Genomic DNA, 1,026 nt, shown 5'->3' with positions numbered 1-1,026 from the left:
GTGCATCGAGGACGGTTCGCGAGCGCAGGCGCGGCAGCCAGACAATCAGCACCGCCAGTGGCATGCCAATGTACAACGACCCTTCACCCAGGGTCATGCCGGCCAACAACAGCATCAGGGCGATGCTTTGCAGGGTCGGTGCGATCCAGCGGTTTTTCGGCAAAAGCACTGGTGCAGGCAAAGCCCCAACCAGAGATCCATCTCTCGTCATATCAACACCCCACGCTTGTTCTCATTGTTGTGACTGCATTAAACGCCACTACAACGCCATTATCTATGGTCCGTTAGTCGCGGGGTCTGCAGCAGGTCAATGGAACGGCTTGGAAATAGTGCAGACGAGCAAAAGCAAAGATCGCAGCCCCGGCCTCCCTTTTGGAGCTGCCGAAGGCTGCGATCTTTTGCAGGCGCCCCCCTTTCAGGGGGCCGCCATGGAATCAGGCCTGACGTTGGTGCTTGTCGATCTGCTCGTGACGCTCTTGAGCTTCGATGCAGTACTTGGTGGTCGGGCTGATCAGCAGGCGTTTCAGGCCAATGGCCTCGCCGCTGTCGTCGCACCAGCCAAAACTGTCTTCCTTGATGCGCTCAAGGGCTTGTTCCAGTTGCGGCAGCATGCGCTGGTCGCGATCAATCGCGTTCACCAGCCAAGTGCGCTCTTCTTCAACCGAAGCTGCATCCGCCGGGTCGGCCGGGGTGTCCAGGCTTTCGATGGCGATACGGTTTTGCTCAATGCGCTCGTGGGTTTCGACTTTCATGTTCTGCAACAGCTCAGTGAAGAAAGCGTGTTGCTCTGCATTCATGTAGTCATCTGCCGGCATGGCCAGCAACTTGTCCTTTGTCATTGATATCTCTATAAAAAAACGTGCATTAAGGCGAATTAGGGAGCGTTCCGGCGAACCGTGTCCGGTCGACGAAAAGGCATCGTTTAGTGCAAACGCCACCCGGCACTCAATTTACGAAGGGGCGGCAGTCTAAGGCACGATTGAGGCCTCAGCAACTGTAAATACTGGGAATTTGTCCGACAACACC

Annotated in this window: 1 protein-coding gene and 1 pseudogene; both read right to left on the bottom strand. The window is 56.0% G+C overall.

Annotation, left to right across the window (positions count from 1 at the left end):
* Nucleotides 1-211, bottom strand: a pseudogene (locus tag DBR24_RS33230) (methyl-accepting chemotaxis protein); the annotation flags it as partial.
* A gap of 223 nt (nt 212-434) precedes the next feature.
* The gene (locus DBR24_RS22020; protein WP_003225981.1) at nt 435-839 is read right to left on the bottom strand and encodes a TraR/DksA family transcriptional regulator; all 405 of its coding nucleotides are present in this window, start codon (nt 837-839) and stop codon (nt 435-437) included.
* Nucleotides 840-1,026 lie beyond the last annotated feature (187 nt).

The sequence above is a fragment of the Pseudomonas sp. HMWF006 genome, from assembly GCF_003061205.1.
In the GTDB taxonomy this organism is placed as follows: Bacteria; Pseudomonadota; Gammaproteobacteria; order Pseudomonadales; family Pseudomonadaceae; genus Aquipseudomonas; species Aquipseudomonas monsensis.
The sequence above is the reverse complement of the archived record's forward strand: the minus strand, read 5'-3'. Positions and strand labels throughout refer to the sequence as shown.

Bases quoted from the DNA above. Each gene is read 5' to 3' on its own strand.
- DBR24_RS22020 (WP_003225981.1), bottom strand. From the start codon at position 839: ATGACAAAGGACAAGTTGCTGGCCATGCCGGCAGATGACTACATGAAT.